Consider the following 5,032-nt stretch of genomic DNA (forward strand, 5'->3'; position numbering starts at 1 on the left):
TTGGTATAGCGACTAAAAAGATGCCTTTGGTGATTACGGCAATGGCATTATTAGGTATTTGCATAATAGTTACGGGGGTAGAATTGTATAATGCACAAATGTGGCAGGAAATAGCTGTTGTGGCATTTGCTGTAGGGGGATTGTGCGTATGTGCATCTATTATTATGATGATAATTTGGTGGAAAAGAAAGTAGGAATTTGTAATATGTGTCAGCACTTATATTCTGTAATATCACAGATGACGATCACAGGCTCACCATATTGGAGAATTTTGCACACAGACGCCTGCTGATTTTTAGAAGAATATGCTGATGGCATTGATTTACTTTTGGTTAGCATACAGTAATAATGTCTGGTGCCTTTGCCACTGGAGATAATTTTAAAAATCATCATCTGTATCAATATAATCCGGCCGGTTGTTGTTCATGGTCTCCTGGCTGGAGATGGTTCTCTGGCGTTTCTCCTGCCGGTAGGCATTAGGCGACATGCCGGTGGTCTTGCGGAAAATCTTGTGGAAAGCCTCGGCGGACTGGTAGCCGCATGAAAATGCAATACTTTCTATAGAAAGCTCAGATATGGTAAGCATATGCTGGGCTTTTGTTATGCGGAAATTCTGCAGGTATTTCACAGGACTCATCCCGGTGTACTGCTTGAACAGGTCAGAGAAATAGCTTCTGTTGATGCCTACGTAATCCGACAGCTCCTCCACCTTCATAGGCATACTGTAGTGGTTCTGAATGTAGGAGATGGCGTGGTTTACGTAGGCATTTCCCGATGGAGTCTCCAGCTTGTCTTTCTGTGCATTTGCGATGACAGACAGAGCGAGGTAGAGCATGCCCATGAGCCTGAAGTGATCTGCGTGATCCGAGGTGTTGTGAGCAAGCATATCAAATACGTACTTTTTCAGTTTGTCGCCATCCTCGCAGGTGAATATAGGCTGGTTCTGTGTCAGACCAATACTGCTCAGCGTGTCCTGGGCACATCTGCCAGAGAATCCGAACCAGACATACCTCCATGGATGGTGTTCGTCTGATATATATGTGGCAGGGGTGTCCGGCTCAATCAGAAATCCCTGACCCTTTTTCAGATGATAGTGTGCGTTCCCTACATAGAAGTCGCCCTCTCCCTCCAGCACGAAATGTATGAGGTAGAAGGTCTTGACCGCAGGACCTGCCTTATGAAGAGGCTCGGTTATTGAGTGACCGAACACGTTCAGGTAGAGGTCTGTGTCATTTTCCTGGGGGAATTCCATTACGATCTTATTTTCCATTTTACAAACTCCGCATTTTCTTAATAAAGTAACTTCATAAATTGATCTGATAATCTTCAGGAGATTTTGGCAAAGCCCATATACAGATTCTCGTACTGTTCTAAATTTATAAGATCTGAACGTTTCTGTAATGAAGGCATATGAACTCGTTCTCTCATTGTATAAGAGTATAACATACATTCAACCGGATTATCCATACAATAATATGTTCCGCCAGAAAAAACAATCTAACAAATGGACATATATTTGCAACGCTATGCCATGTTCAAAATCTGTATATTGTTATAGAATTATATTCACAAAGCAAGAAGCGCAACGGCGTAGCGCAGAAAATGTGCGCAATATGGACAACAAAATAACGGACATTAAGAAAAAAATATAAAAAGATGGAGAAAGGTGGAGTTACAGTCAATGAAGAAAATCGCAGAATTAAAGGAAATTATCGCAGGTGGAGAGTTTGACGAGAAGCTTGCACAGATCTATCTCGACAAGGATATGATCCCATACAACAGGGAAAGATATGTAAAAGCTCTTGATAAATTTACAGAGTTATTCGGAGATCAGGAGGTTGCTATCTACAGCGCTCCCGGAAGAAGCGAGGTGTGTGGAAACCATACAGACCATCAGAACGGACATGTACTTGCTACATCGATCAACCTTGATGCCATAGCAATTGTGGCACCTAGAGAGGACGGCGTGATCGAGCTTGTGTCAGACGATATGCCAAAGGAAGTTATCAATGTAAATGATATCGAGCAGGATCCTGCACTTGAGGGAACAACAACAGCGCTTATCAAGGGCGTTGTTGCAGGGATCAGAGACTACGGATTCAAGGTAGGCGGTTTCACAGCATTTGTGACAAGCGATGTGCTCATGGGAGCTGGAATGTCATCATCAGCAGCATTTGAGAGTCTTATAGGAACTATCCTTTCAGGCCTCTACAATGACATGAAGGTTTCATCAGTTGATGTTGCAAAGATAGGACAGTACGCAGAGAACGTATACTTCGGCAAGCCATGCGGACTTATGGATCAGATGGCATGTGCAGTCGGAGGACTTATATATATCGATTTCTTTGACAAGGCAAATCCTGTCATCAAGCAGGTTCCGGTTGACTTTGAGGCTCATCAGTACAGCCTGTGTATCGTTGACACAAAGGGTTCACATGCAGACCTCACAGACGACTACGCAGCAATCCCTGCAGAGATGAAGCAGGTTGCAAATTACTTCGGCGAGGAACTCCTCAGCAGAGTTTCAGAGGAGGATTTCATCAGCAAGGTTGGTGAGATGAGAGCCAGCGGCAAGGTGAATGACAGAGCAGTCCTTCGTGCGCTTCACTTCTACACAGAGCAGGACAGAGTTGCAGAGGGTGTTGCAGCACTTGAGAATCAGGAATTTGACCATTTCCTCGATGTTATAAAGAGAAGCGGAGATTCATCATTCAAGCTTCTTCAGAATATATACAGCGCAAAGGATCCGCTCACACAGAACGTATCAATAGCACTTGGATTCTCAGAGAAGTTCATCGGCGAGGATGGTGTGTGCAGAGTACACGGCGGCGGATTTGCCGGAACCATCCAGGCATTTGTCAAGAATGCGGCTGTTGCTGAGTACAAGAAGAACATCGAGTCGATCTTCGGAGAGGGCGCATGCCACGTCCTCAAGGTAAGACCTTACGGCGGAATCAAAGTAGTTGAGTAAATGTGATAATTTTTCGTAGAAAAATTATTATGTAGCACCAGCCTTCGCTGGAAGCGAACTTTAATGGCTGGTGTTCCCGTCTCGTTGCGGAGAAGAGAGTGTAGAAATAGATATAAGGAAAGAAGGGTTACAACCATGATAGATACAAATATCAAGCAGCTTGTTGAGTACGGAATTGCAAATGAGCTGATAGAGGAAGAGGACAGAATATACACGACCAACACCATCCTTGAGATGCTGAAGAAGGACAGCTACGAGGAGCCGGGTGAGGTGCCAGCTATAGATACACCGGAAAAACTTGAGGAGTGTCTCAAGGGGATTCTGGATTACGCAGTTGAGAATGGACTTATCGCAGAGGATTCAGTTGTTCTCAGAGACCTGTTCGATACGAAGATCATGAACGCACTGGTTCCAAAGCCAAGCCAGATCATAAAGACATTCAGAGAGAAGTATGCAAAGTCCCCAGAGGAGGCGACAGACTTCTATTATAAGCTCAGCAGAGCAACAGATTATATAAGAACATACAGAGTTGCAAGGGATATCAAGTGGGTAAAGCCTACAGAGTATGGTGATATCGACATCACCATCAACCTTTCAAAGCCTGAGAAGGATCCGAAGATGATTGCCCTTGCTAAGACCATGTCACAGTCATCATATCCAAAGTGCCAGCTGTGTATGGAGAACGAGGGATATGCGGGAAGGATCAACCATCCAGCAAGAGAGAATCACAGGATCATTCCTATAGAGGTAAATGGCAGCAAGTGGGGATTCCAGTATTCTCCATATGTATACTACAATGAGCACTGTATCGTGTTCAACGGACAGCACATCCCTATGAAGATAGAAAAGGCTACATTCCAGAAACTCTTTTCATTTGTTGGACAGTTCCCACATTACTTCCTGGGATCAAATGCAGACCTTCCTATAGTAGGTGGATCTATCCTCACACACGATCACTTCCAGGGCGGCCGTTATACATTTGCCATGACAAAGGCACCTGTTGAGACGAAGGTTACATTTGCCGGATATGAGGATGTCGAGGCAGGAATCGTGAAATGGCCAATGTCAGTCATCAGGCTTGACGGAGAGGATCCAGACAAGATCATAGAGCTTGCCGACAAGATTCTCGGCGCATGGAGAGGCTACACAGATGAGGATGCGTACATATTCGCGGAGACAGACGGAGAGCCTCACAACACGATCACTCCGATCGCAAGAATGAGAGATGGCAAGTACGAGATGGACTTAGTCCTTCGTAACAACATCACCACAGAGGAGCATCCACTTGGTCTCTATCATCCATGGGAGCAGTATCACAACATCAAGAAGGAGAACATTGGACTCATCGAGGTTATGGGACTTGCGGTGCTTCCTGCAAGACTCAAGGGCGAGATGGAAGAGCTTGCAGAGGTTCTTGTGGCAGGTGGAGACATCAAGGCCCACGAGAATATAGCAAAGCATTACGACTGGGTACAGACTTTCATTGGAAAGTACGACATAAATGCGGATAACGTACACAAGATACTTCAGGATGAGATCGGCGATGTATTCGCAAAGATCCTTGAGTGTGCAGGCGTTTACAAGAGAGATGAGGCCGGAAAGGCTGCATTCCTCAAGTTCGTAGATTATGTGAATGCACAGTAATATAGTGTGCACTAAAAATGCAATAATATATGTGTATTTGTGACAGACGTATTCCATAACTAATATTTATTAATGCCACATTTTATTGTGCATAACAGGATGTAGTGGTATAGTGTTGGAGAAAACGTCATTGCAAAATAAAAAAGTTTATAAACTGGTGATCGACATTTGCGCAAGACATGAACAGTGCCCCCAAAAAGCACAGGTGTCCGGCAGATGGTTATGAATCACAGTATCATAAAGGAGGAAAAACATTATGAAGATTTTAGTAACAGGCGGAGCAGGTTATATAGGAAGTCATACATGTGTTGAATTGCTTAATGCAGGCTATGAGGTAGTCATTCTCGACAACCTTTACAATGCCAGCGAGAAGGCAGTCGACAGAATCAAGGAGATAACAGGAAAGGATCTCACATT

The 5,032-nt window shown here is 44.3% G+C and carries 5 protein-coding genes; 4 read left to right on the forward strand and 1 reads right to left on the reverse strand.

The genetic code is table 11. The features are described from left to right. Window positions 1-194 (forward strand): hypothetical protein (locus CCU_RS10235; RefSeq protein ID WP_208896161.1); only part of this gene is annotated, 194 nt, incomplete at its 5' end. Between the two features lie 185 nt (window positions 195-379). Here the strand turns inward: CCU_RS10235 and CCU_RS10240 are convergent. Beyond that, window positions 380-1,270 (reverse strand): AraC family transcriptional regulator, encoded by an 891-nt coding sequence (locus CCU_RS10240; RefSeq protein WP_015534588.1) that lies wholly within the window; start codon window positions 1,268-1,270, stop codon window positions 380-382. 411 nt (window positions 1,271-1,681) lie between these two features. Between CCU_RS10240 and CCU_RS10245 the strand changes: the two genes are divergently transcribed. From CCU_RS10245 to CCU_RS10255, 3 genes are all read left to right on the forward strand, one after another. Beyond that, window positions 1,682-2,971 (forward strand): galactokinase, encoded by a 1,290-nt coding sequence (locus tag CCU_RS10245; protein ID WP_015534589.1) that lies wholly within the window; start codon window positions 1,682-1,684, stop codon window positions 2,969-2,971. A gap of 135 nt (window positions 2,972-3,106) precedes the next feature. Beyond that, a complete protein-coding gene (galT, locus tag CCU_RS10250; RefSeq protein ID WP_015534590.1) occupies window positions 3,107-4,615 on the forward strand; it encodes a UDP-glucose--hexose-1-phosphate uridylyltransferase in 1,509 nt (502 codons plus the stop codon). A gap of 256 nt (window positions 4,616-4,871) precedes the next feature. After that, window positions 4,872-5,032: SDR family NAD(P)-dependent oxidoreductase (locus tag CCU_RS10255; protein WP_208896381.1), on the forward strand; the 161-nt coding region annotated here is incomplete at its 3' end.

The organism is Coprococcus sp. ART55/1 (assembly GCF_000210595.1).
GTDB classification, from domain to species: domain Bacteria; phylum Bacillota; class Clostridia; order Lachnospirales; family Lachnospiraceae; genus Coprococcus; species Coprococcus aceti.